Raw genomic sequence first — 26,365 nt, 5'->3', positions numbered from 1 at the left:
GTTTCCGGCTTTAAATTAGATTGGTGTATATATTACTGCAAGAATACGTGCTGCCTGACCTTCGTAGGCATGAACATGGTGAGGCACGATAGAATCGTAATAGATGGTGTCGCCTTCTTCAAGAACGTATGTGTTCTTTCCGTAAGTGATTTCCACCATACCTTTCACTACCATTATGAATTCTTCGCCCTCGTGAGCCGACTGGTTGAACACGGTTTCCTTATTCTCATCAATATCAATGATGAAAGGTTCCATGTGGCGGTCAGTCTTGCTGCGCGAAAGTGAATGATAGTGCATGTGCTGGCGTGAGTCGGTAGCATTGTTTGAGAAACTGATAGTGTCGTCGGCTTCCCCTCTGCGGCATACCACCGGACCGGATTCGCTGTCCTGGTCGTCAAGGAATGTACCCAAGCGTACACCAAGGGCACGTGCTATCTTGATTAGCGGTGCCAGCGACGGAATATCGATATTTTCTTCAATGCGTGTGATTTGTTCAGTAGTCAAGCCTGTATTTTCTGCCAATTCTTCTATACTGATCTCTTTTATGTTTCTGAGCGATTTGATTTTTTCGCCGATGATATTAGTGTAATCCATGGTAAAAAAGTTTTGATTTATATGTTTGTAAGCGCAAATATAATCAAAATTTTATAACACAATGGTTTTTTCTTACTTTTTGTAGCTTGAATATGTTAGATAAGATTATTTTGGCAATGAAAGCATACCGTTTTTCTGATGTATGATTTCTTCAGCAAGAAGATATGACAATACTTTTGTAACATTCTCTTTGTCGTATGATTCAAGTTTTTCCATGACTGCGGATGTTGTCATGTCCTTTTCTTTGAGAGTTTCTTCTATGGCTCTTGATATCTCGTCGAACACTCCCTGCTTGATTCCTGATGAATGTGACGAAAGGCATACATCGCACTGTCCGCAGTTATGTTCGTTTTTCTCTCCAAAATACAGCAAGAGCATACGGCTTCGGCATTTGTCTTCAGTTTCGGCATATTCAGTCATGGCCTCAATGCGGCGGATGAAGCTTTCCTTTCTGTCTTCATATACTTCTTTTGTGAATATCAGACGGTCGGCTTCCTGCCTTTCGCGCGTATATATAATATAAGGAGTCTTCTTTCCCGGTATATAATGGAGAATGCGTCGGCGGGTGAGTGAGATAAGTGTGTCATATACCTGCTGGCGTGTCATGCCGGTGCGCAGTGACAGAGTCTCTTCGTTTATATAGGCATATTCGGTGAATACTCCTGTGTATGAACGGAGTATTATGTTTATCAGTTTTTCGGTTTCGGGGCTTGTCTCATGTATGCGGTAAAGCTCTTCTTTTGTCAGAGTAAACATCAGGCGAGAATTGTTGTCCTGCTCGTCTGTGTATTCCAGGTATCCCGCACGGGTAAGTATTTTCAATGCGCTGTCCACCTGGATAGGGAAGTGCTTGAAATTACGGCAGAACTCATCAATGTTGAACTCTCTGGTGCAACCAAGTCCGTCGCCCATTGCCATCTGATAGTAATAGTTCAGATGCTCGTAAACTGTGCGGATATAGTCTTTCTCGGGGAATGTGTCTGTTATTCTTTTCTTCAGGGTGGCTTTGTCGCTTCTTGCATAAAGCAATACTGCATACGCTTTTTTACCGTCTCGTCCGCCACGACCTGCCTCCTGGAAATATGCTTCCGGAGAATCAGGTATATCAACGTGCACTACTAGTCGTACATCAGGCTTGTCAATACCCATACCGAATGCGTTGGTGGCAACCATAACTCTGGTTTCTCCTTTCACCCACGATTTCTGTCGCTGGTCTTTTGTATCGTTGTTGAGTCCGGCATGATAGAAAGTAGCCGTAATTCCGTTTTCGTTCAATAGCTGGGCGTACTCTTTTGTACGTTTGCGGTTGTGGGCATATACTATGGCTGAACCATCTACGTGTTTCAGAATATGAAGGAGTTCTTCCTGCTTGCTCTCTGTTCTGCGGACAATGTATGCAAGGTTCTTGCGCTCGAAACTCATTCGGAACACATTCTCCTCTTTAAAGGCAAGACGCTGCTGTATGTCCTTTACCACTTCGGGAGTGGCTGTGGCTGTCAGTGCCAGAACGGGAACGCCGGGCAGCAGGTTTCTTATTTCTGAAATTTTGAGATATGCGGGGCGGAAGTCATAACCCCATTGAGAGATACAGTGCGATTCGTCAACAGTTATCATGCTGACTTTCATACTGCGGAGCTTGATGCGGAAAATCTCCGTGTCAAGTCTTTCAGGCGAGATATAAAGGAATTTGTAATTGCCGAAAATACAGTTTTCAAGTGATATGATAATCTCCTCTCGAGTCATGCCGGAATATATGGCAACGGCTTTAATGCCGCGGTCGCGAAGGTTTCTCACCTGATCTTTCATCAAGGCTATCAGTGGAGTTATGACAATACACAGTCCGTCTTTCGCCATGGCGGGAACCTGGAATGTAATGGATTTTCCACCTCCCGTAGGCATCAGTCCAAGTGTGTCGCGTCCGCTTCCTATGCTTCGGATAATATCCTCCTGTATTCCACGGAAATTGTCATATCCCCAATAGTCTTTAAGTATTTTACGGTAATCGTCTGTCATTTAAAATCCGCTTGGCTTAATGTCTTCTATCTGTAACTGAATGTCACCACGCTTGTGTGAGTTTTCCTCTATCGTGTAGCAGATGTTGAACGATTGCTTCGTCTTGATGTATCTCACCTGTGAGCTTTGTCCGAAAGCAATTCCGTTCATCACATTGTTCGATTTATTGTCTACAAGCTCCATTTTGATATGTTCCTGTTCACGGCCTACAACCTTGCTTGTACCGTAGTCGTACACATTCAGTGTGGCGAATACCGGTTTATGGTTTTCCGGTCCGAACGGGTTGAACTTCTTCAGGTCGAAGAAGAATTTAGGTGTGATGTCGCGGAAGTCAAGCTGTGCGTCGATATCTATTGTTGCACTTGTCTGTTCCGGTAAAATATGATTTGTCACATATTCCTCGAAACGTCTTGTGAACTCCTCTACATTCTCCACCTTCATCGACAGTCCGGCAGCGTATGTATGTCCTCCGAAATTTTCGAGAAGATCACGGCAATTTTCTATCGCACTATAGACATCGAAACCTGAGACCGAACGTGCCGAGCCTGTGGCAAGTCCTTCGGTACGTGTGAGTACCACAGCAGGGCGATAGTAAATCTCTGTCAGACGTGAAGCGACTATTCCTATCACTCCCTTGTGCCATTCCTCGTTGTATATCACAATGCTTCTTCTTTCAGAAAGATTTTCAAGGGAATCGACAATCTTGTTAGCCTCTTCTGTCATAGTCTTGTCCAAGTCCTTACGCTGTTCGTTGTAACTGTTTATGAGATTACCTTTCTCGTGTGCCTGTTTATAGTCCTTCTCTATAAGCAGATCAACAGCTTCTTTACCTTTTTGAATTCTTCCTGACGCATTGATTCTCGGACCTATCTTGAACACGATGTCACTCATGTTTATTTCCTTGTCAGTGAGTCCGCATACGTCTATAATTGCTTTCAGTCCCATACAAGGATTGGCATTCAGCTGTCTTAACCCGTGGTAGGCAAGGATTCTGTTTTCACCCATGATTGGAACTATATCCGAAGCTATACTTACTGCAACAAGGTCAAGCAATGGGGTTAGTTGATGAAACTCTATTCCATTGTTCATGGCAAAGGCTTGCATGAACTTGAAGCCCACACCACATCCTGAAAGGTGTTCGTATGGGTATGTAGAGTCTGCTCTTTTAGGATTTAGTATTGCGGCTGCATCTGGCAGAACATCGTCCGGCACATGATGGTCGCAGATAATGAAGTCTATTCCTTTCTCTTTTGCGTAAGCGATTTCTTCCACAGCCTTTATTCCGCAGTCGAGAACAATCACAAGTTTTACTCCTGTTTCGTATGCGTAGTCTACTCCTTTTGTTGTTACTCCATATCCCTCGTTGTATCTGTCAGGGATATAATAATCTATGTTAGAGTAGAATTGCTGAAGAAACTTGTATACCAATGCCACGGCAGTAGTACCGTCTACATCGTAGTCGCCATAAATAAGGATGCGTTCTTTCCTGCCCATTGCTTTGTTGAGCCTTTTTACAGCCGCCTCCATGTCGTTCATCAGGAACGGATCGTGCAGGTCATGCAGTTGCGGTCGGAAAAACTTTTTTACCGCATCGGCTGTTTTTATGCCCCTCTGTCGCAACAAGTGGCAGAGAATAGGGCTAATCCCTATTTCTTTGGCCAAAGCCCTGGCTTCTTCTCTTTGCTCTAGAGTAGGAGGTTGATAATTCCATTTGTATCTCATTATATTATTTTTTTTCTTTTTCCTGAGTATGATTGGGTTGGAACATAATGTTCCGTTATTTTAGCGTGGCATTACTTTGTATGCCTGTTTAATTCAATTTGTAAAGTTAGGAAAAAGAAAGAATAAAAATGCCGGTTTAGTATAAAAATTAACTAAACCGGCATTATATTTATTTGTAATCAGTCTATATTACGATTATTTCAGACCTAATTTCTTGGCAATTTTTGAAGGGATTGCATCTTTGTGTACAAGGATGTTCATAGTTTTGTAAGCAACGAATGCCTTCGAAGCATACCATATACCTTTGTATTTTCCAGCTTCACCCCAAGAGTTTTTCACCATGAAGTATTCTTTTCCGTTCTGGTCTTTAGCCAAACCGTAGATAAGCATACCGTGGTCGTCAGTAGTTTCCCAGTTGTCGAACGCTGTCTGACGCATTTCCTGTGTTACATTTACTTCAGGAAGAGGTTTGCTTGTGAGTTCCTTACGCTTGTCTGCAGCGCTAAGTCCCAACCAGTGAGCCATGTCTGAACCTGTAAGCTCTGCGCCCTTAGAAGCATCAGGGAATACGGCGATACCGTCACGTGTGAATCCCTGTTCGCTTACGTCAGAGCCCCAGGCGAATGTATATCCTTTTCTTACGGCATTGTCCATAACTTCCATCAACTCTTCGATAGGAAGGTTGTATGAAAGAGCGTTACGCCAGTTGTCCTGTACTTCTACATTGAACTGAGTATAGAAAGGATGATGAGTATAAGAAGTCAATGAGATGTAATCATCCATGTTCAGTTTCAGAACTTCATCAGCAAATGTTCTTGGAGTGTAAGTCTTTCCATTATAAGTGAATTCTTTCGGACATTCGCCAAGGTAAGTGTCATAAATAGAACGCAAGCCGTTTTTCCATACTGGAGTAAGTTTTGAGAATTTACCTTTTCCGATAGCTTGTACGTATGCTCCTGCTACAGCGTCAAGTTCGTTGTGTACCGGGAGTGAATCGCCGTACATGATACCAGGCATAGCATCTTGTGGAACGAGACCGTGCTGTCTATAGCAAGCTACTATATCTTCAAAGCTACCCCCAGGAGAGAATGAAGCGTCGCCGTGATAACGTACATAGTTTACAGCGCGTTCTTCCATAGTATGGTGTACGATGAACATTTCTGAAAGGTCGAATTCTCCTTTACCCTGACGAAGCAATTCTGATTCGAAGAATGCTACAGATGAGAATGACCAGCAAGTGCTCGAACGGTTCTGGTTCTTGATAGATGTGATAGGATTTTCCTTGATAGTTGTAAACACAAAGCCTTCTTCAGCTTTTTTGTCCTCTTTCGCTTCCTGAGCGTTGATGCTGCTGAAACAAAGTCCAAGTGCAGCCAGTGTGATAAATTTGTTCATGTTATTAATTGGATTTATAGTATTTAATTTTTCATAATTTCTTCAACGTCTTCCACCTTTATAGGAATACGCTTTTCTCCTGTAAATCTTGATCCGTCAGGAGTAATAAGGATATCGTCTTCCAGGCGGATACCTCCAAAGTCTTTATACTTCTCTATAACGTCGTAGTTAAGGAAATCTGTGTGCATACCTTCAGCTTTCCATTTGTCAATCAGTGCTGGGATAAAATAGCATCCCGGTTCATCAGTCATGACAAATCCCGGTTGCAGACGGCGTCCCATACGCAGAGATGCCAATCCGAACTGGTCGGATGGACGGACTTCATCATCATATCCCACATATATCTGTCCAAGGTCTTCCATGTCGTGGACGTCAAGTCCCATCATATGTCCAAGTCCGTGGGGCATGAACAGAGCGTGTGCTCCTGCTGCGACAGCTTCGTCTACATCCCCCTTCATCAGTCCTAGATCTTTAAGTCCCTGAGCCAGAACCTTGCATACGTCAAGATGCACAGATTTGTATGTTATTCCAGGTTTTGCCAGTTCCAAAGCTTTCTCATGACATGCATAAACAATGTTATAAATGTCTTTCTGACGCTGAGTGAATTTTCCTCCTACAGGGACTGTACGCGTATGGTCAGAACAATAGTTATTAATATTCTCAGCACCGGCATCTGTAAGCATCAGTCTTCCTTCCTGCAGAATGTGGCTGTGGTCGTGGTTATGCAATGTCTGTCCGTTCTGAGTTAGGATAGTGGCGAATGAAGTCATGCTTCCGTATGAAGCTGCAATACCTTCCAGGATACCTGCTATGTATTGTTCTGATACTCCCGGCTTGCACAGACGCATAGCTGTGGTGTGCATTTCATAACCAATGTTGCACGCTTTGTCAATTTCTTCAATCTCGCATTGCTCCTTTACAGCCCTTAATGACACAACAGCCTTGATTAATTCTACAGAAGCATGAGTTTTAACCATAGATGCCTTAATACCTGTCAGGTCTTCCAGAAGCATCATGTTGTCATAACGGTATGGAGGCAGGAAATGGATTTTTCTGCGTTGTGATAAAGCTTTTCCTATAACATCTTTAAGCTTGTCGAATGGGAAGCTTTTGCTCACGCCTACTCTTGCTGCCAGTTCTTTTATACTAGGCTGAGGCCCCATCCAGATAATGTCGTCCATATCGACATCATTGCCGAAAAAATACTCTTCGTTATTGTCTATGTCAATAACTCCTGCATATCCCGGGTGTGAATGTCCGAAAAAATATAGGAACGAACTGTCCTGTCTGAATTTGTATGTATTGTCAGGATAGTTTGCCGGAGCCTCGTTGTTTCCAAGGATAAGGATAAGACCGTTGCTCATTCTTTCCCTCAAGGCTTGGCGTCTTTTTTGATATGTTAAGGTTTCAAACATAACAGTAATATTATACAGTAATTTATAGAATATGATATTTATGTTGCAAAAGTAAGAAAAAAATGTCTTATTTTCTATCTGAATGTATTTAAAAAACATATATTTGCATTTGGCGTGTCTGTTTTAAAAGAAATATGTTATGAAAGTAGATTTTAGTAAAATGGGCTTAGTGCTTGAAGGTGGTGGCATGCGTGGTGTATTTACCTGTGGCGTGCTTGATTTTATGATGGATAACAATATCGAATTCCCTTATGCGGTAGGAGTGTCAGCCGGTGCTTGCAACGGACTTTCGTATATGTCGCATCAGCGAGGTCGTGCCAAATACAGTAATATAGATATGCTTGAAAAGTATAACTATATAAGCTTTAAATATCTTTTTCATCAGCGCAGTATTTTAGATCAGAAGCTTCTGTATGAACTGTTTCCGGAAGAAATTCTTCCGTACGATTACGATGCTTATATGAAGAATCCTAATCGGTTTGAGATGGTCACAACGAATTGCGTAACCGGTAGGGCTTGTTATCTCGAAGAAAAGCATGATAAGGAACGACTGTTGCGTATAGCCAAGGCCTCAAGTAGTTTGCCTTATGTATGTCCGATAGTTTATGTGGATGGACGTCCAATGCTTGATGGAGGAATAATAGATTCCATTCCTGTGTTGAGAGCCATAGAGCAGGGATATGAGAAGAATGTTGTCGTTCTTACCCGTAATCGTGGTTACCGTAAGACGGAGAAAGACATAAAGGTTCCTCATTTCATATATACCAGATATCCTCGTTTGCGTGTACTATTGAGTAACCGTTGTCGTGTATATAATGAACAGCTGGAGATGGTAGAAAAAATGGAAGATGAGGGAAAGATTATAGCGATCCGTCCGGAAAAGAAAGTTGTTGTAAACCGTATCGAGAAGGATATAAAGAAACTGACGGAACTTTATGAGGAAGGTTATTTGTGCGCAGAAAAGGTGCTTAAACCTTTGATGCAGGATTAATTCTGAAGGACATTCACCTTTAATTAAACAGCATTTAAATTGTTTTTAAATGCTGTTATATTATATATTGAGTTTGTTAACTTATAAGATAAAAAATGTGATGAGAAATATCTTGATGTTGCTATTGTTGTTAGTTTCGGTTGAGACCTATTCTATTAATTCTGAATTGGAACAATTATTGATACGGCTTGATTCAGTATTGGCCTGTAGTGATAAATTCATTGCTGAGAAGGAAGCCAAAATACAGGAATTAAGGAAGAGGAAGTCGTCAGCTTTAAAACCGGAAGAAAGATTGTGGATTAACAAGATGTTTTATGACGAATATTATGTTTACAATGTTGATTCTGCAATGGTCTATGTGACTGACAATATCAGTATTTCTCACGAGCTTGGAAGAAAAGATTGGGAACAGGAATGGCTTTTAAATAAAGTATTTTTACTTACAGCTACAGGATTACTTAGTGAGGCTAAGGGTGTTATTGATGATATAGATATTAAAAACTTGAATAAAGACTTGATGTTCAGATATTATGACAGTAAGATATACTTGTATTCTCATCTGGGTCAATATATTGGAGAACGTCCGGAACTTACTAAAGCTTATTATGAACGTGAAGCGGAATTAAAACGTGAGGCACAGGAATTTATAACTCCTGACCATCCTTCATATTATAGCTTTTATGCATCTTTGCATAGGGACTTTCCAAGATCGGCATTTGGAGACAGTATTAAGGTCAAGCTTCAGGGTATAGTGGATAGATCAAGCTTATCAACGCGAACAGATGCAATAAATTCCTACAATCTGGCTATAATGTTTTATAATGAAGGGGATGATTACAACTATATAAAATATTTGATATACTCGGCAATAGCGGATATAAAAATAAGTAATAGAGATATAGCCTCTTTGGAAGAATTATCTAATATACTATATTTATATAATGATATAGACAGGGGATATACATATATTGGATATTGTCTTAAAGCTGCATTATTGTATCCAAGTAGGGTAAGGTTTGCAAATATTTCATCAGTAATGGATAAATTACGTCATGCTTACCAACAAAGGAATGCTGAGCAGGAAAGTAAGTTACGCTCATCACTTTATGCTATGAGTATAATGTCGGTAGTTTTGTTGATTTCAATATTGTTTATATATGTTCAATATAGAAGGCTTGTCAGGTCACGTAAGGAATTGGATGAAAGTAACCGTTTGCTTAACCGTCATGTAGATGAACTTTCCGAAGCTCATCAAATGCTTGCGGAGGTTAATAAAGAGTTGAGTGAAGTTAACGATAAACTGAAGGTAAGCAATAGTCAGCTTCAGGAATCAAACTATGTGAAAGAGGAGTATATAGGATATGTCTTTTCGATATGTTCAAGTTACATCAGTAAATTGGAAGAATATAGAAAAAATATTAACAGAAAGTTGAAAGCTGGACAGATAGATGATATAAAATCATTGACTTCAAATACAACAATAGTTCAGAGTGAACTTAAAGAATTCTATCATAGTTTTGATGCAATTTTTCTTCATGTATATCCTGACTTTGTAGAAGATTTCAACTCTCTGTTAAGACCGGAAGAAAGGGTAGTGCTTAAAGAAGGAGAATTGCTAAATACTGAACTTAGAATATATGCATTGGTGCGGTTGGGTATAAGTGATAGCGTAAAGATTGCTGAGTTCCTGCATTGTTCTCCACAGACAGTTTATAATAACCGTCTGAAAACACGTAACAAGGCCAATATACCTAAAGAAAACTTTGCAGATACTGTACGCTCATTAGGTAAAATGCAGAAATAGAGCATAACAATATATTACCTATAGTTTACTTTATGAGGATATTATATCTCTGAAAATCAGAGATGTAATATCCTTTTTGGTTTACTTCTGCTGTTTACTCATATATACAGACTATTAAATTAGGACCTACCTTTGCTGTCAGAGAAATTAATTCATTTAGTGTTAACTTTTAAAATTTATTTATGAGACAAAAAGTAAATTTTATGCAGGCAAATGGACGGAAGTTCATTCTCTGTTGCCTGATGTTATTCTTCTCGTTGGGTGTTTTCGCACAACAGATTAATGTTACAGGTAATGTAAAGGATGCTCTTGGTGAATATGTAATAGGAGCAAGTGTATTGGTAAAAGGTACTACAGTCGGTACTATTACCGATATAGACGGTAATTTTATTATTAATGGTGTAGATAAAGGTGCTGTATTGGAAATATCTTATATAGGATATGTGACACAATCGGTGACAGTAAACGATGAGACTCCTATTAATGTTGTATTGAAAGAAGATTCTGAAACTCTGGAAGAGGTGGTGGTTGTAGGTTATGGCGTTCAGAAAAAAAGTGTTGTAACCGCTTCAATAGCCAAAGTTTCATCAGACGATTTGGCGGCAGCAGCTCCTGTACGTATGGATAATGCTTTGAAAGGTTTGGCAGCTGGTGTCACAGTCACTTCATCATCCGGTCAGCCTGGTGCTGCTGCACAGATACGAGTTCGTGGTATCGGAACAATCAACAACTCAGATCCGTTGTACATTGTTGACGGAATGCCGATTGAAGGTGGATTGGATTATCTGAACCCTAATGATATCGCTTCTATAGAAGTATTGAAGGATGCTGCTTCTGGTGCTGTATATGGTGCCCGTGCAGCGAACGGAGTAATCTTGGTAACGACAAAGACAGGTAAAGTTGGAGCTACTAAGGTAAACTATGATTTCTCATACGGTTGGCAGAATGCCTGGAAGAAACGTGATGTTCTCAATGCATCCGAATATGCCATGATGATTAACGAGGGATATATGAATGCAGGGTTGGCTCCTAAATATAATGATCCTTATTCATACGGTGAAGGTACAGACTGGCAGGATGCAGTATTCAATAGCAATGCTCCTGTAATGAATCATCAGTTGAGTGTAAGCGGTGCAAATGAAAAAGTAAGTTATCTGTTCTCTGCTGGTTATTACACTCAGGATGGTATTGTCGGAGGTAATTACGGTCGTTCAAATTATGATAGACTTACTCTTAGAAGTAATACTATTTATACTTTATTTGATGAAAGTAAAAATAGAAATTGGCTGAACAGCCTGAAAGTTACATCAAATCTTTCATATGCTCATATCGAGAGTACTTCTATAGATGCCAATTCTACATGGGGTTCTCCTTTGGGTTCTGCGTTGGCTCTTTCTCCTATATTGACAGTTTACGACGAAGGCGATGCAGCGCAAGCACAGTTGGACAAATATGCAAATACAGAAGGCTATACTCCGATGTACGATCCAAATAATGGCAAGTTATTTAGTATTCCTGGTTCAGAGTATGGTGAAATGACAAATCCTTTGGCAAACTTGTCTTTGCCTGGAAGTAAAGGGTGGAGTCATAAATTTGTAGCTAATTTCTCTGCTGAATTGCAGATATGGGATAATTTGAAGTTTAAATCTTCTTTTGGTGCAGACCTTTCATTTTGGGGAAATGACGGATATACTCCTAAATATTATTTGAGAAATGGAGGCTATTCAACACGTTCTACTGCATATTCTGATAAATATGACGGTTTGGTTTGGCAGTTGGAAAATGTGTTGATGTATGATAAGACACTTGATAAACATAGTTTCTCTGTGATATTGGGACAATCAGCCAAAAAAACTACAGGTTCATATTTGTGGGGCTCAAGAAACGACATCATCAATTATGATCGTCCGTATATAGATGCAAGTAGTGGTCTTGCTGAAAATGGAGACCGTGATTCGGCAGGTGCTCCAACAGAACCGTCAGCTTTGGCATCTCTTTTTGCACGAGCAAGCTACAACTATGATGAACGTTATATGTTGCAGGTTACAGTACGTCGTGACGGTTCATCTCGTTTCGGTTCGAATAATCACTATGCTGTGTTCCCGTCATTCTCATTAGGATGGAATCTTACTAATGAAGAGTTTATGCAGAAACGTCCGGACTGGTTGTCTTCTACTAAAGTACGTCTTTCTTGGGGTAAGAACGGTAACGAGAATATCGGTAATTTCCGTTATACAGTACTTACATCTACAGGCAACAATGCTATATTTGGAGCGTCAGAATCTGTTGTTAATGGTGTTAAGGCAAGTGGCCTTGCCAATCCTGATTTAAGATGGGAAGAATCTGAACAGATTGACTTCGGTCTTGATTTCGGTTTCTTCAATAATGCGTTGACTTTTACAGCCGATTATTATAAGAAAACTACCAACGGTATGTTGATGACTATGAATATCCCTTCATATGTGGGTGAAACTAAGCCAATAGGAAACGTTGGTAAGATGGAAAACAGTGGTCTTGAAATGGAATTATCTTATAAGTTTAATGTTTCTGACTGGAATTTCAGAATAGCAGGAAATGCTACATATCTGAAGAATAAACTTATTGAATATGGCAATGATTCCGGTTGGGCAAATCTTGATTCTTTCCAGGGAGCAGGTACTATAAGCCGTGCTCAAAATGGAATGCCTTTCCCATATTTTTATGGATATAAGACAGACGGTATTTTCCAGAATTATTCAGAAGTAAATTCATATACAAATTCTGATGGAGAATTGCTTCAGCCTGATGCTGTTCCTGGTGATGTAAGATTTGTTGATGTTGATGGCAATGGAGTTATAAATGAAGATGACAGAACATATATAGGTAAAGGTATGCCTGACTGGACATTTGGATTGAATTTTAATGCTTCATGGAAGAATTTTGATTTCTCTATGATGTGGCAGGGTACAGCAGGAAATGATATTTTCGATGCAACACGCCGTACTGATATTTCAGCAAGTAATCTACCTTCATGGATGCTTGGAAGATGGACTGGTGAAGGAACATCGAATAGAATTCCTAGATTTGTGGTAGGTGATAATGTTAACTGGCAGTCTTCCGATTTGTATGTTTACGATGGCAGCTACATTCGCCTGAAAAATATCCAGTTGGGATACACTCTTCCTAAGAGTCTGACCAGCAAGGTATTCATCTCTTCATTGAGAGTATATGTGGCAGCTGAAAACCTTCTGACATTTACAAAATATCACGGATTTGATCCTGAAATTTCTTCAGGTGGTACATCACTTGGTATTGACTATGGAGTTTATCCACAGGCCAGAGTATTTACAATCGGAGCAAATCTTAGTTTCTAATGTTTAATTATCTATATCGAAGTAATATGAAACAATATAATATCCTTTTGGCAGGCGCATTGTCACTAGCTTTAATAAATTCCGGATGTTCTGATTCATTCCTTGAAGTAGAATCACCGGTAAATGAAACAATAGAGTCTTATTTTACTACAGACGAACATATACAGGAAGCTGTAGTTGCAGCATACGATCCTTTACACTGGCCAGATTGGGCTATGAACGAATATAACCCGGTAAATATCATGAGTGATATTATGGCAGATGATATATGGGTAGGAGGACAGGATAAGACAGACAACAGAACATGGCATCTGATGATGAACTATGAGGCTATTCCTACTTATGTAATGGCAGGATTGTGGACTGATGCGTATAGTGGAGTGAAACGCTGTAATGATGTTATGCTTTATCTTACATGGGCTGAGGATGTAACAGAAGAGAATGCAAATTACTATAAAGCACAGGCATTGACTTTGAGAGTATTCTATTATAATTGGTTGTGGAAGTTCTGGGGGAATATACCATATTATACAGATAATCTGACTTCTCCATATTTGGCAGAACAGCTGAAGGCTGATGATGTTTACAACAATATCATTACAGATCTTGAAACTGTTATTGACATGGACGTTCTGCCTATGAAGGAAACTTCAGAAAATTATGGTAGAGTTACAAAAGCTATGGTTTATATGCTTTATGCAGAAATAGTAATGTATCAGAATGATGAATCGCGTTTTGCCAAAGCTCTAAAATATATGCAGGAGATAATTGCTTCTCCGGATTATGATCTGGTAGAAGATTATACTTCTATTTTTAAAGAAGAAGGTGAATGGAGTAAGGAATCAATATTTGAAGTTATTTATAAGGACGATAACGCCGTACGTTCATGGAGTTCTCCATTGGTTGCAGGAGGAACGGTTTTACCGACATTGATTAGTCCTCATACATGGCCTGACGGAACAGAAGGACATGACCAGGGTTGGGGATTCTGCCCTGTAAGACAGGAAACTTACGATATGTATGCCAACAACGACACACGTCGCGATGCAACTTGTTTCAATGCTGGAGCTACAGGAGTAACTTACAACAAGCGTTATCAGGACACAGGTTTGTTCCTCGAAAAATATGCTGCAATTTCTGGCAATAACAAGGATCAGAAAGCTGATGCTCAGTTGAACTGGAATAACAATCTACGTATTTACAGATATTCGGAAACATTGCTTAATGCTGCTGAACTGTTGGTAAGAACAAACGGAAACCTGACAGATGCAAAGAAATATCTGAATGATGTTCGTAAGCGTGCAGGTCTTCAGACAGAACTGGAACCTACTATTGATAATATTATCAATGAACGTCATCTGGAATTCGTAGGCGAAGGAAAACGTTATTGGGATTTGATACGTACAGGCAAAGCTTCAACTGTTCTTGTTCCTGACAGTTATGGCTATCGTACAAATACATGGACAGAGAGTAAAAAATATCTGCCTATACCACAGAGTGAAATAGATGCGGCACAAGGTACATTGACTCAAAATAATTATTAATTCTTAAAATTATAAGTATGAAAAATATATATGGATTTTTGAATTGCATGGTGCTTGCGGCTACTCTTTCTTGTGGCATGTCATCATGTACATCCGACAAAATTGAAGCACCTACAGAAGCTGGTCTGCCTTTGATTGCAGATTATGAAGACAATATTGTTATTACTGTAGATCAGGAAACGAATAATGTAACTTTCTCGTTTACAGGAAAAGGTGCAATGCCCGTGTGGATTATTGACGGTAAGCAATATTCTACCCTTCAGTCATTTACAAAATATTATCGCAAGGCCGGTGACTACAGTATAGAAGTAAAGGTGTCAAATTATAATGGCGTAAGCGATGGCTCTGTTGTAAAAACATTTCATATAGACAAGACAATCATGAACGGTTTCGGAGGTTTCGTTTATGACTCTGATTTCAATATGTGGAAAACGGCTGCTGTTAATGAACCTACTTTCTACTATGCACCGGGATGGACGCAAATAGGAGATCCGTCATATACAGCAATAGAAGGTGGTTTTACTGTCAGTCTGACAGAGGCTACATCAGAACAGTGGCAGGCTCAGATGTTCATTAATACTGACATGGCTACAGTTTCTTCTTCAAATTATGATTTCTCTGTAATTATCAGTTCTACAACAGATCATCCTGGGGTTACTGTTAAACTGACCGATCCGAATGATGCGGAATCTTATTATTTTGCAGAGAGAGTATCACTTACAGCCAATGAGCCTTTGTGCTACTGGAAGAGTGATATGCAGGGTAAGGACATTAGTAATTTACAGTTGGTTTTGGATTTTGGTGGCAATCAGGCTTCAACGGATATTACAGTTGAAAGTATCGTTCTTAAAGATCATGCAAATGATGACGGAACAGTAGTCCCTGAAGTTGATGATACTCCGGAACCTGCCTGGGTGGATGTTGACAGTGAAGATAATATGTGGAATAGTGCAAACTTTACCGCTTCATTCTATTATGCACCGGGATGGGCACAGATTGACAACCCTGAAATGCAGACTAACGGAAATGAATATTCACTTAGTTTCCCTGAAGCTACAAGCGAACAATGGCAAAATCAGGTAATATTTACAACAGAGGCATTGGCTCTTGATCCTGAACAGGAATATGATTTTAAGGTAGTTCTTAATTCTACTAATGAAATAGCTTCTGCAACAGTAAAACTGGCACAGACAGACAATGATGATTTGTTCTTATTCCAGAAAAACGCTCAATTGCTGGCTGGTGAAGATGTAGTGGTAAAAGCTATAAATGTTCCTGGAGTAGATATTACAAAAGCCAAGTTGGTATTCGACTTTGGAGGTAACCCGGCATCTACAGATGTTGTGATAAAAGATATTATACTTCAAACTCATAGAGAATAATTTTTAATATGGAAATAAAAAGTGTATTACATAAATCACTGGTTTCTATAGGTATTATTCTTATAAGCGGATGTGGAGGCAGTAGTGAAAGTGCTGCTGCCGAAACATTGCTTGAACTGTCTGTCACGGAAATTGAAATTCCTTATACCGGAGGCAAACAAACTGTTTCCGTTGAGGCAGGTAGTGAATGGACCGCTTATTCTGATGCCGATTGGATAGTGTGTAATGTCAATGGAAGTACAGAAAAGAATGGGACAGTAGATATTATAGTAGATGAAAATAAAGATTTTGAGGTGCGTACAGCTGATATAACTGTTAAGTCAGGTACAACAAGAAAAGGAATATCTGTTGTTCAGGAAGCTGCCCCAGAATTGGATACATCTGATATATCTGTACCCGAAGGATATCGTTTGGTATGGCATGATGAATTTAATGATTCTAAATTTGATGCACCGGATGAATCGCTTTGGTATTACGAAACTGGTGATAACGGATGGGGAAATAACGAAATCCAGAATTATATCCCAGGTTCGAAGAATGGCGTGACATGCGCAGAAGTCAGTGAGGGTATTTTCAGTATTATAGCTAAAAAAGCCGGAGATGAAGTTTACTCTATACGAATTAATTCTAAAGAGAGTTGGAAGTATGGTTATTTCGAAGCCAGACTAAAACTGCCGAAGGGTAAGGGTACATGGCCTGCTTTTTGGATGATGCCTAAGGAGTTCAATACATGGCCTGATGATGGAGAGATAGATATCATGGAAGAAGTTGGATATAATCCAGAGTATGTGTCATCATCCATTCATACCAAGGCATATAACCATAGCATAGGAACACAGAAGACAAAAGAAGTATTGGTAGAAGGAAGCCAGACAGAGTTTCACGTGTATGCTCTGGAATGGACAGAAGATTACATAAAGACTTTTGTGGATGGTAAGGAGTTGTTTTATTATCCTAATGATAAAAAAGGCGATAAAGATACTTGGCCGTTCAATGTACCATTTTATCTGAAATTAAACCTCGCATGGGGCGGATTCTGGGGAGGGGCTCAAGGTGTTGATGAATCTTGTCTACCGGCTACTTATCAGATAGATTATGTTAGAGTTTTCCAAAAGAAATAATTGAAATTAAAATAAACTGTAATAGTTAATTGCATTATGAAAATGAGATTTATTACATCAGCCTTTCTGGCAATGTCATTGTTTGCTTGCTCAGAGAAAGGCAATATCAATAAAGATTCTTATATCGAATCAAGAGTAGAAGCATTACTTGGTCAGATGACAATTGAAGAGAAACTAGGTCAGATGAATCAGCTCAGTCCATGGGATTTTGATGAATTGGCAGAACGTGTACGCAAAGGTGAGGTTGGTTCAATCCTTAATGTCGTAAATCCGGAAGAAGTAAATAAAATCCAGAAAATTGCTGTAGAAGAATCTCGTTTAGGTATTCCTATTCTTGTTTCGCGCGATGTCATTCATGGCTATAAGACTATTTTTCCTATACCATTGGGGCAGGCTGCAACTTTCAATCCGGAAATAGCAGAAAAAGGAGCTCGTGTAGCAGCTGTTGAAGCTTCTTCAGATGGTATTCGCTGGACATTTGCACCTATGATAGACATATCTCGCGATTCACGCTGGGGACGTATTGCCGAAAGCTGTGGTGAGGATCCTTATCTTAGTTCAGTAATGGGTGCAGCAATGGTAAAGGGATATCAGGGAGATTCTTTGAATGATCCTACATCTATTGCAGCCTGTGCAAAACACTTTGTGGCATACGGTGCTGCCGAAGGTGGTAAAGACTATAATTCGACTTTTATTCCTGAACGTGTGCTTCGTAATGTATATCTTCCTCCTTTCAAGGCTGCCGTTGAAGCCGGATGTGCAACTTTTATGACATCATTCAATGATAATGACGGTGTACCTTCTACAGCCAACAAGTTTGTCCTGAAAGATGTTCTTCGTGACGAATGGAAATACGATGGTATGGTGGTAACAGACTGGGCTTCTGCTGCAGAAATGATTAATCATGGTTTTTGCACTGATGGAAAGGATGCTGCAGAGAAGTCTGTAAATGCCGGAGTGGATATGGAAATGGTGAGCGAAACTTTCATCAAAAATCTGAAACAGTCTGTTGCAGAGAAGAAGGTTTCAATGGAGACTATAGACAATGCGGTGAGAAACATCCTTCGTCTGAAATTCCGTTTGGGATTGTTTGAAAATCCTTATGTTGTCACTCCTCAGACTGTGAAATATGCCGATGCACATTTGCAAATAGCAAAGACAGCGGCAGAGCAGTCGGTTATCCTTCTGAAGAATGATGCACAGACATTGCCGCTTACTGACAAGGTTAAGACTGTTGCAGTGGTTGGCCCTATGGCTGATGCTCCATACGAGCAGATGGGTACATGGGTGTTCGATGGTGAAAAGGAACATACACAGACACCTCTGAAGGCTATCAGGGAAATGTATGGCGACAAGGTGAACGTAATCTTCGAACAAGGATTGGCATACAGCCGCGACAAGAATGTTGCAGGCATTGCAAAGGCTGTAAATGCGGCACGCCGTGCAGACGTTGTGGTATGTTTCGTGGGTGAAGAATCAATACTTTCAGGTGAGGCTCATTCTTTGGCAAATCTTGATTTGCAAGGAGCACAGAGTCAGTTAATCAAATCGCTTGCATCAACTGGCAAACCTGTGGTAACTGTAGTTATGGCAGGTCGTCAGCTTACTATTTCTGATGAGGTTGAGGCTTCGGATGCTGTTCTTTACTCGTTCCATCCGGGAACAATGGGTGGTCCTGCCATTGCAGACATCCTTTTCGGAAAGGTTAATCCTAGTGGAAAGACTCCTGTTACATTTCCTCGTATGACAGGTCAGGCCCCAATCTATTATGCTCATAACAACACAGGACGTCCTGCAAATCCTACAGAGATGCTTATCGATGAAATCCCGGTTGAGGCTGGACAGACTTCGGTAGGATGCCGTTCGTTCTATCTTGATGCGGGAAATTCTCCTTTGTTCCCGTTCGGATACGGTCTGTCGTACACTAAATTTGAGTACAGTGACATGAAATTAGTTTCGGATAAGCTTACAGTTGACGGAGAGGTTAACGTAAGTGTAAACATTAAGAATTCTGGCAAGTATGACGGTACTGAAGTTGTACAGTTATATGTACAGGATAAGGTTGGTACTGTCACTCGTCCGGTTAAAGAACTTAAGGCTTTCCAGAGAGTGGAACTTAAGGCTGGAGAAAGCAAGACTGTAACATTCACTCTTCCTGTTTCAGATTTGTCTTTCTGGCGTTACGATATGACTTACGGTGTTGAACCTGGTGACTTCAAACTGTGGGTCGGTACTAACAGTGCTGAAGGTTTGTCGGCAGAATTCTCTGTTTTGAATTAAAATCTCGATTATATTATTATTTTAATGGCATTTAAACAGCGTTTAAACACTGCTTAAATGCCATTAAATATTTATCTTTTTTGGGGTGATTGTAAAACTTCTGATTAAAATTACAAATGTTTTTTATTTAGAAGAATACAAGTCCCGCTTCTACTATAGGATGTCTGGAATATGCCAGATTGTTTTTGTATGTTCTTTCCCATGAGTAACCTCCGGCTATGAATATTCCTATCTTTTTCATTGGGTTATATTCCAGTCCGATTCTTGGCTGTATGGCATATAATCTGTTTGGAACGTCTGAATTGCCTAAAGTCTCTATATGGCAATATCCAATATCAGTATTCAGGTGCAGTCTGTCTTTTATTATTGGAAATGCAAGTCCGGTTCTGTATATGCCGGCCACAGAAGCTTTGTCGGTAAGTTCACCTAAAATCATTGATGCACCGAGTTGTGTATATATCAGTCTGTTCTTGAATCTTACGGCTATGTTCGCCTTATTCAGATTACCTCCTGACACTATAATCTGTGTGTGTGTCTGTGGTTTCATGTTGACTATGCCTATTTGTCTGGCACAACTGTCACCATTCAGATTAAATATTCCTATTTGTACTCCTTTGCTACATTTATTGCTTACGTTGGCTAGTCCAACCTGAAGACCTTTGTTGTCTCCAGCATAGTTTGCTACACCGCTCAGCTGCAGCCCTTTGTTTGTTACGCTTACGTTACTGAGTGCTGTAAGCTGTAATCCTTTGTTTATGCCGCCTGCTATATTCATCAGTGATGAAATCTGTGCTCCATGCATGTTACCTCCGCTGACATTTGTCATGCCGCTTATGGCTAATCCTTTTTGTTCATTGCCGGCTATATTGGCCAAACCTGAAACCAAAAAACCTTTCATGTCAACAGATCCCATATTTATGAGTCCGGTTACCATAAGACCCTTCTGATTGTTCCCAGCCAGATTTCCTATACCTGAAAATTGGGCTCCGTATGTGGATTTTCCACTAATATTGAATAGACCTCCTATCCGCAAGCCATGTGATCTGATTCCTGAGATATTGGCCAGACCAGCAACTTGCATACCGGAACTTCTGTTGCCCACGATGTTTACGAATCCGGACAATTGGAAACCTGATGTCTTTTGATGTACTACATCTGATATGGCATTTATACTGGCTCCGTTCAAGTTCTGATAATTGCTTAGCAGACCAAGATTAAAGTAAGTTTTCCGATTGTCGTTTTGAGGTCCTTTAATGCTCAAAGAAATATTTCTTCCCTTTTTCAGGCCGTATTCCTGAGCATGTACAGGGAAGAATATTGTTCCTGCCAGAAATATGGCTGACAGGAACATTCTTATATCAGTAGAGTGTTTTTTCATCTATTATTTGACGTCTTGGTACAAGAAGCGTTTAATACTCTTTTTAGGTGTTTTTTCGAATTCTTCCGGATAGATTTTCACACGGGTAATCTGAGAATATGCCGGAAGCTCTGAATTCAGAGTAACACGGTTTTCTTCCATCGCTTTTTCTATGTCGGCTGTACTCATTCCGTGAGCGTAAGCATCATCGAAATCAGGATATATCAAGGCTGCCAGTTTATGGTCCTCCTGTTGGATGACTATACTTTCACATACGAAAGGAAGATTGTTCAGTTTGTCTTCAATCTCCTCAGGATAAATATTCTGTCCTGAAGGTCCGAGCAGCATATTCTTGCTGCGTCCCTTGATTGTTATGTTTCCTTCTTCATCCATTATACCTAAATCGCCGGTGTGGAGCCATCCGTCCTTGTCAATAGCCTGTGCTGTAGCTTCAGGGTTTTTGTAGTATCCAAGCATCACATTATCGCCTCTGGTTATGATTTCGCCTACAATATTTGCAGGATCCGGACTGTCTATCTTTACTTCCATTCGTGGTGCCGCCTTGCCGCAAGAACCCGGTTTGAAGCGTTTCCAGTCTTCATAACATATAATCGGACCGCATTCTGTCATACCGTAACCTACTGTGTACGGAAATTCTATACTCTTGAGCAGTTTCTCTACATCCTGATTGAATGCTGCGCCACCAATAATGACTTCGTAGAAGTTGCCTCCGAAAGCTTGTACCATGTGTTCTTTCACGGCAGCCTTAATCTTGTCGTTGATTATAGGCACCTTGAGCAGTATCTTCATCTTTAGCGTTTCCAGTTTCGGAAGGACATTTTTCTTGATTATCTTCTCGATAATCAAAGGTACTGATATGACTATATTAGGTTTTACTTCTGCAAAGGCCTGGAATATGATTTTTGGACTTGGCATGCGGGTGAGGAAGTAAATGTGACATCCTGTACACATCTCATATATGAATTCAAATGCCAGACCGTACATGTGTGCCATAGGAAGTATGGAAATTACTTTGTCTCCCGGTTTGAGTGATAGCACTTCGAATGCAAACTGTGTGTTTGACCACAAAGATCTGTATGGAAGCATTACTCCTTTAGAGAAACTTGTTGTACCTGAAGTATAGTTTATGATAGCAAGCTCTTCAGGTGTATCGCGGCGGTAAGTTACGTGCTCACGTCTGAAATTTTTAGGATATTTCTTTCCGAACATTTCGTTCAGATGTTCTCTTGCATAGAGAAGTTTTTCGCTTCGGCATACCAGCAAGGTGAAGTCTGTCATTAGGATGATACCTTCAAGTGCAGGCATTTCGGCCTCGTTTAGGTTTTCCCATGCCATATCTCCTACGAATAGTATGCGTGCGTCGGAGTGGTTTACTATGTTATGTACATTGTCAGGCTTGAATTCATGAAGAATAGGCACAGCTACTGCACCATACGTAAGGATTGCCAGAAAGGCTACCCCCCAGTGCGAACTGTTTCGGCCACATAAGGCAACTTTATCGCCTGGTTTTACTCCGCTTTCTTCTAAAAGGATATGAAGTTTTTCTATTTTTCTGGCCACATCCTTATATTGGAGTGTAGCACCTTTGTAGTCTGTCAAAGCGTCAAGATCCCAATTCTTCTTGATACTTTCTTCTATGAAAGCTATGAAACTTTTTTCCATAATTGATGTTTTGAATGTGCACAAAAATCAGTGTGTAGTGCAAATATACAATTTAGTTATTACTATTCCAATTATTTGTCAATAAAACGTAATAAAATGAAAGGTGTTCTCGAATAATAGTTTTTATAATGTTTTTTAACTATTATCGGGAACACCTTTTCGTGTTATATCGAACTTGTATATTTACATTATTCGTGGTTGCTGTAGTATTTCATGAACTGTGTTCTTTCGAAAGGATTTACGCTTCCTGCAGCTTTAGCGTTCATGATACCTTTCATGCTTTCGATATTTTCGTAGCCTTTTGATTCCATCCATGAAGTAAGCTCTTTAAGCATTTCAGCTATTTCCTTTTCGCCGTACTTGTAGATTGCGCTACATACTTCTACGGCGCTTGCTCCGGCAAGAATTGATTTGATTACACCTTTACCACAGTGAACACCTCCTGAAATTGCATAGTCAATCTGATGAACTTCCGCAGAAGCTATAGCTGTCCATCTGATTTTTTCAGCAAGTTCATTAGATTCACTCATCACGTTTGTACTTGTGAAAGTCATTGTGTCGATATTGATATCCGGCTGGTAGAAACGGTTGAACAGTACTACCGCTGCTGCTCCGTTTGCATAAAGCTGATTGATGAGTGCCACAGGGTTGGTAAGGTTGCTGCCCAGTTTCATTATCACTGGAATGTTTACAGCTTTCTTGATGTTTTTCAATACATCGATATGCATCTGTTCGAAGCTTCCGTATGTATAGTCTTTTTCTGACTGCAATGAAAGGATATTTATTTCAAGCGCGTCCGCACCTGCTTCTTCCATGTGTTTTGCAAAGTCTGTCCATTCACTTGTAGAGTAACAGTTGATACTTGCAATAACCGGTATGCTGCAAGCTTTTTTCGCCTCTTTGATAAGCTCAATGTGTTCGCTAAGAGCATTAGAACGTACGTATGCACTCAGATAATCGTCAGCTTCAGGGGCTCCGTATCCGCTCATCTGTCCTGCGTGTATGTTTATCTGTTCCTCAAAAACAGATTTCAAAACTACGGCGCCGGCACCTGCAGCTTCCAGTTTCTTGATTTTCTCTACACTGTTTGTCAAGCCCGAACTGCTTATGATAACAGGATTTTTAAGTTTTAATCCTGCAAAAGTTGTTGATAATTGTGTCATAATAGATATGATTTTAATAGTTTCTAATTCCAAATATTTTACTTCCAATTCTTACAAATGTACTCCCGTGTCTGATAGCCAAATGATAATCGTCCGACATTCCCATTGACAGCTCTCTGAATGAATCGCAATCTTTGAAAATGGTAGACTTGAGCTCATTGAAATATGTCTCCAGCTTACAGAACTCATCTTCTATCAATGCATCATCGTCAGTGTTGGTTGCCATTCCCATGATACCACATATCTGTACGTTCTTCAGCTCTTTCCAGCTGCATTCGTTCAGCATGGCTGTGCATTCCTCGGGAGTGAAACCGAATTTTGTTTCTTCCTGTGCTATGTGTATTTCAAGCAGGCAAGGTATAATTCTGTCTGCTTTAGCTGCCTGTTTGTTTATTTCAGCCAACAATTTATATGAATCCACGGCATGAATCATAGATATATATGGAGCAATGTATTTCACTTTGTTGGTCTGTAAGTGACCAATGAAATGCCATTCTATATCTTGCGGAAGAACTGTATGTTTATCTTCCAGTTCCTGAACCTTGCTTTCGCCGAAAATTCTCTGTCCTGCATCGTATGCTTCTTTTATAGCTTCTGCAGGATGGAATTTAGATACGGCTACAAGACGTGTGCTTTGTGGCAACTCTGCTTTTATCTCACTCAATATCGCTTTTATATCCATGATTTATTCTCTCCTTATCTGTTTGCTGCATCCGGGAATTCCGGCTTTACGTCCGGTTCGGCCGAGTATGGATAAACATCCATTATGGCTGTTTCTGTTACGGATGCTATTACATAATCGGCCATTGTTCCTTTCATGCCTTCGTCCAGTTTCTTGATTGCATCCTTAAGGTCAGCGGCCTGTACAAGTACGTTTGTGGCTGTTTTCTTTTCGGCGCCGCTCTTTTCATCCAGTGTAATGAAGTAAAGCTTGCATTTATACCATTTGTCAGCTTCATCGTCTTCGCAGAAAAAGAGTTCGCTGTAGTTGGCTCTCTTGATGTTCGATACGGTGAATTCACCGCTTATGAATGGGGTTATTTCTTCAATTATTCTTGATTCAGCTTCAGTAAAGCTTAAGGCATCTACGAGATATGGCTCGGTCACCTTCTTGTTCATTCCGTTTTCCGCTACTTTTTCGTATCTGATTTTGCATTCAAACCAATTATGCATCATGTCGTTTCACTTTTTTATATTAAATAATACATATAATTTAATTCGACAAAGATAGTATTTATTTGTTAACGGTGTACGAAAACGGACAAAACTTTCTTGTCGGTTAGTTGTTTTATTTGGCTAATCAGTTTATATTTGCAGTCAAAATTTTATATAACATAATAAATTATGCCACAAATATCCATAAGAGGAAACGAAATGCCAGAATCGCCAATCAGAAAATTGGCACCATTGGCCGAAGCTGCGAAAGGAAGAGGTATTCATGTGTATCACTTGAATATAGGTCAGCCTGACCTGCCTACTCCACGAGCGGCCCTTGAGGCAATTCGTAACATAGACCGTACTGTTCTGGAATACAGTCCGAGCCAGGGATATAGGAGCTATCGTGAAAAACTGGTAGGTTATTATAAAAAATACGACATAAATCTTACTGCTGACGACATCATCATCACCACAGGTGGATCGGAAGCCGTGTTGTTCGCTTTCATGAGTTGCCTTAATCCGGGTGACGAAATTATAGTTCCTGAACCTGCATACGCCAACTATATGGCTTTTGCAATTTCAGCCGGTGCAATAATCCGAACTGTAACGACTACCATTGAGGAAGGATTCTCATTGCCTAAGGTGGAAAAGTTCGAGGAACTCATAAACGAACGTACCAAGGGTATCCTTATCTGTAATCCTAACAATCCGACCGGATATCTTTATACACGCAGGGAGATGAACCAGATACGCGATTTAGTGAAGAAGTACGATCTGTTCCTGTTCTCGGACGAAGTGTACAGAGAATTCATCTATACAGGTTCACCTTATATATCTGCATGTCATCTTGAAGGTATTGAACAGAATGTGGTTCTTATAGACTCTGTATCGAAGAGATATTCTGAATGCGGTATCCGTATCGGAGCCCTGATTACCAAGAATCCGGAGGTACGTAAGGCTGTGATGAAATTCTGTCAGGCAAGGCTAAGTCCTCCATTGATAGGTCAGATTGCTGCCGAGGCTTCACTTGACGAGCCGGAAGAATACTCACGTGAGACTTACGACGAGTATGTGGAACGCAGAAAATGTCTGATAGACGGACTGAACAGAATCCCAGGTGTATATTCACCTATACCTATGGGGGCTTTCTATACTGTGGCAAAACTGCCTGTCGATGACAGTGAGAAGTTCTGCGCATGGTGTCTCTCTGAGTTCGAATATGAGGGTGAAACAGTTATGCTTGCCCCTGCAAGCGGTTTCTATACTACACCGGGAGCCGGAAAGAATGAAGTCCGACTGGCTTATGTGTTGAAGAAAGAAGATTTGGTTCGTTCGCTTTTCGTTCTGAGAAAGGCACTGGAGGCATATCCGGGAAGAGTTGACGAATAAA

General features: G+C 40.3%; 18 protein-coding genes. 8 read left to right on the top strand and 10 right to left on the bottom strand.

Annotated elements, in window-relative coordinates:
* Positions 1-15: 15 nt before the first annotated feature.
* The 5 genes from Q0486_RS10510 to Q0486_RS10490 form a co-directional block, all read right to left on the bottom strand.
* Positions 16-594, bottom strand: coding sequence for an XRE family transcriptional regulator (locus Q0486_RS10510; protein ID WP_299232810.1), 579 nt, complete (start codon positions 592-594; stop codon positions 16-18).
* 105 nt (positions 595-699) lie between these two features.
* Positions 700-2,607, bottom strand: coding sequence for an ATP-dependent DNA helicase RecQ (locus tag Q0486_RS10505; RefSeq protein WP_299232807.1), 1,908 nt, complete (start codon positions 2,605-2,607; stop codon positions 700-702).
* Entirely contained in the window at positions 2,608-4,329 is a 1,722-nt protein-coding gene (gene recJ, locus Q0486_RS10500) for a single-stranded-DNA-specific exonuclease RecJ (protein WP_299232804.1), read from the bottom strand.
* Positions 4,330-4,524: 195 nt separating this feature from the next.
* Positions 4,525-5,724, bottom strand: a complete 1,200-nt coding sequence (locus Q0486_RS10495; RefSeq protein ID WP_299232801.1) for a C1 family peptidase — start codon at positions 5,722-5,724, stop codon at positions 4,525-4,527.
* Between the two features lie 23 nt (positions 5,725-5,747).
* The gene (locus Q0486_RS10490; protein WP_299232798.1) at positions 5,748-7,139 is read right to left on the bottom strand and encodes an aminopeptidase P family protein; all 1,392 of its coding nucleotides are present in this window, start codon (positions 7,137-7,139) and stop codon (positions 5,748-5,750) included.
* A 139-nt stretch (positions 7,140-7,278) separates the two neighbouring features.
* Between Q0486_RS10490 and Q0486_RS10485 the strand changes: the two genes are divergently transcribed.
* The 7 genes from Q0486_RS10485 (at position 7,279) to Q0486_RS10455 (ending at position 19,614) form a co-directional block, all read left to right on the top strand.
* Positions 7,279-8,130, top strand: coding sequence for a patatin family protein (locus Q0486_RS10485; protein ID WP_154045015.1), 852 nt, complete (start codon positions 7,279-7,281; stop codon positions 8,128-8,130).
* A 100-nt stretch (positions 8,131-8,230) separates the two neighbouring features.
* Complete coding sequence (locus Q0486_RS10480; protein WP_299232795.1) at positions 8,231-9,934, top strand: DUF6377 domain-containing protein; 1,704 nt, start codon at positions 8,231-8,233, stop codon at positions 9,932-9,934.
* 242 nt (positions 9,935-10,176) lie between these two features.
* Positions 10,177-13,287, top strand: a complete 3,111-nt coding sequence (locus Q0486_RS10475) for a TonB-dependent receptor (protein WP_299233061.1) — start codon at positions 10,177-10,179, stop codon at positions 13,285-13,287.
* Between the two features lie 26 nt (positions 13,288-13,313).
* Positions 13,314-14,831, top strand: coding sequence for a RagB/SusD family nutrient uptake outer membrane protein (locus Q0486_RS10470; RefSeq protein ID WP_299232792.1), 1,518 nt, complete (start codon positions 13,314-13,316; stop codon positions 14,829-14,831).
* Between the two features lie 17 nt (positions 14,832-14,848).
* Complete coding sequence (locus Q0486_RS10465) at positions 14,849-16,213, top strand: hypothetical protein (protein ID WP_299232789.1); 1,365 nt, start codon at positions 14,849-14,851, stop codon at positions 16,211-16,213.
* A gap of 8 nt (positions 16,214-16,221) precedes the next feature.
* Positions 16,222-17,334 (top strand): family 16 glycosylhydrolase, encoded by a 1,113-nt coding sequence (locus Q0486_RS10460; RefSeq protein ID WP_299232786.1) that lies wholly within the window; start codon positions 16,222-16,224, stop codon positions 17,332-17,334.
* 36 nt (positions 17,335-17,370) lie between these two features.
* Complete coding sequence (locus Q0486_RS10455) at positions 17,371-19,614, top strand: glycoside hydrolase family 3 N-terminal domain-containing protein (protein ID WP_299232783.1); 2,244 nt, start codon at positions 17,371-17,373, stop codon at positions 19,612-19,614.
* Between the two features lie 127 nt (positions 19,615-19,741).
* Here the strand turns inward: Q0486_RS10455 and Q0486_RS10450 are convergent, their stop codons facing one another.
* From Q0486_RS10450 to Q0486_RS10430, 5 genes are all read right to left on the bottom strand, one after another.
* A complete protein-coding gene (locus Q0486_RS10450; RefSeq protein ID WP_299232780.1) occupies positions 19,742-20,992 on the bottom strand; it encodes a hypothetical protein in 1,251 nt (416 codons plus the stop codon).
* A 3-nt stretch (positions 20,993-20,995) separates the two neighbouring features.
* The gene (locus Q0486_RS10445) at positions 20,996-22,654 is read right to left on the bottom strand and encodes an AMP-binding protein (protein ID WP_299232778.1); all 1,659 of its coding nucleotides are present in this window, start codon (positions 22,652-22,654) and stop codon (positions 20,996-20,998) included.
* 188 nt (positions 22,655-22,842) lie between these two features.
* Entirely contained in the window at positions 22,843-23,817 is a 975-nt protein-coding gene (locus Q0486_RS10440) for a dihydroorotate dehydrogenase-like protein (RefSeq protein WP_299232775.1), read from the bottom strand.
* Positions 23,818-23,830: 13 nt separating this feature from the next.
* Entirely contained in the window at positions 23,831-24,499 is a 669-nt protein-coding gene (locus Q0486_RS10435) for a YggS family pyridoxal phosphate-dependent enzyme (protein WP_299232772.1), read from the bottom strand.
* Positions 24,500-24,513: 14 nt separating this feature from the next.
* On the bottom strand, positions 24,514-24,993 hold the full coding sequence (locus tag Q0486_RS10430; protein WP_299232769.1) for a DUF4494 domain-containing protein: 480 nt from the start codon (positions 24,991-24,993) through the stop codon (positions 24,514-24,516).
* A 168-nt stretch (positions 24,994-25,161) separates the two neighbouring features.
* Here Q0486_RS10430 and Q0486_RS10425 point away from each other — a divergent pair, with 168 nt between their 5' ends.
* Entirely contained in the window at positions 25,162-26,364 is a 1,203-nt protein-coding gene (locus tag Q0486_RS10425; protein ID WP_299232766.1) for a pyridoxal phosphate-dependent aminotransferase, read from the top strand.
* The last annotated feature ends 1 nt before the right edge of the window (position 26,365 follow it).

It is taken from the genome of uncultured Bacteroides sp., from assembly GCF_937912035.1.
Classification (GTDB): Bacteria; Bacteroidota; Bacteroidia; order Bacteroidales; family Bacteroidaceae; genus Phocaeicola.
The sequence above is the reverse complement of the archived record's forward strand: the minus strand, read 5'-3'. Positions and strand labels throughout refer to the sequence as shown.